1 protein-coding gene and 1 pseudogene are annotated in these 1,254 nt (G+C 70.7%); both read right to left on the reverse strand.

Features of this window, described 5'->3' with window-relative positions:
- Nucleotides 1-626, reverse strand: a 626-nt coding sequence (gene raiA, locus KBX39_RS31480; RefSeq protein ID WP_210874056.1) for a ribosome-associated translation inhibitor RaiA, incomplete at its 3' end; no start/stop codon positions are given.
- 250 nt (nt 627-876) lie between these two features.
- Nucleotides 877-1,254: pseudogene (locus tag KBX39_RS31485) on the reverse strand (ComF family protein); the annotation flags it as partial.

Raw genomic sequence — 1,254 nt, forward strand, 5'->3', positions numbered from 1 at the left:
ATCCCGTAGTCGTACGCGTGCCGCCGGTAGACCACGCTCGGGCGGCCGGACTCCTTGTCCTGGAACAGGTAGAAGTCGTGGCCGACCAGTTCCATCTGGAACAGCGCGTCGTCGACGGTCATCGGATCGGCGGGGTGGACCTTCGCCCGGGCGATGTGCCACGGCTGGTCGTCGGGTTCGACGTAACCGTCCTCGTCGGGACGTTCGGCGACGGCGGTGGCGGCGCCGTGGCCGTCGCGCGCCGCCAGGCCGGGCCCGTCGAGTTCGGCCACCGGCAGTCCGGCGGTCGCGGCGGCCACGGAGATCGGCGCGTGCCGCCCCCGGTGCACCCGGCGGCGGTCCGCAGCGCGGCGGAAGCGGGTGTCCAACTTGGCGATTGCGGCGTCGAGCGCGCTGTAGAAGTCGCTCGTGCAGGCCTCGGCCCGGATCACCGGGCCGCGCGTGACACAGGTGATCTCCACTCGCTGGCAGTGGTCCGCCTGGCGTGGATTGCGCTCGTGGAACAACTCGACGTCCACGCGAATGAGCTTCTGGTCGTAGCGTTCGATCTTCGCGAGCTTCTCGGCTACGTGCACCCGGTAATGGTCCGGCACTTCGACGTTACGGCCCTTGACCACGATGTCCACGTGACCTCCCTTGTTCGGACGGTCGTTCGGTCCGGAGAATCCGGTCGACCCGCCCGGGAGGGCCCCGCTCGGCGTCGACCGGTGGTGTTCGGCTACGCCTCCTTCCAGCGCCGGGGGAAGGTTGGCATCCTCTCTACCCCCGACACCGAAACGCTAACTCCTCTACCGCCAACCGTCACCCCTGGTTGCCGAAAGGGGTTGCGGAATTTAACACCTCATACACCATGGGGTGAAACGGATACACGAAGCGTCACCGAACGTGCCGCTTTTGCGTTGCGGCGAGCACGGCCGCGGCCTTTGGCGTCATTCCCGCGCGGTGCAACATCCGGCTCACCGCCGCGAGCGTCGCGCCGGTGGTGACGATGTCGTCCAGCAGCACCACGGTCCCGGCCGGGCGGTGTCCGGTCACGGGGCGGCGCAACCGGAACGCCGCCTCGGCCGCGGTGGCCCGTCCGGCGCTGTCCAGCGTCACCGAGTCGGGCCGGGACAGTGCCCGCAGCGGTCGCAGCACGCGTACCGGCCAGCCGGCCGCGCGCAGCCGGGACGCCGCCGGGCGGACCAGCCGGTCCAGGTGGTCGCCGTACCGGGCCCGGGCGGCGCGGGCCGTGTCCGGCACCTCCACCAGCGT

It is taken from the genome of Micromonospora sp. D75 (genome assembly GCF_018070405.1).
Lineage (GTDB): Bacteria > Actinomycetota > Actinomycetes > Mycobacteriales > Micromonosporaceae > Micromonospora > Micromonospora chalcea.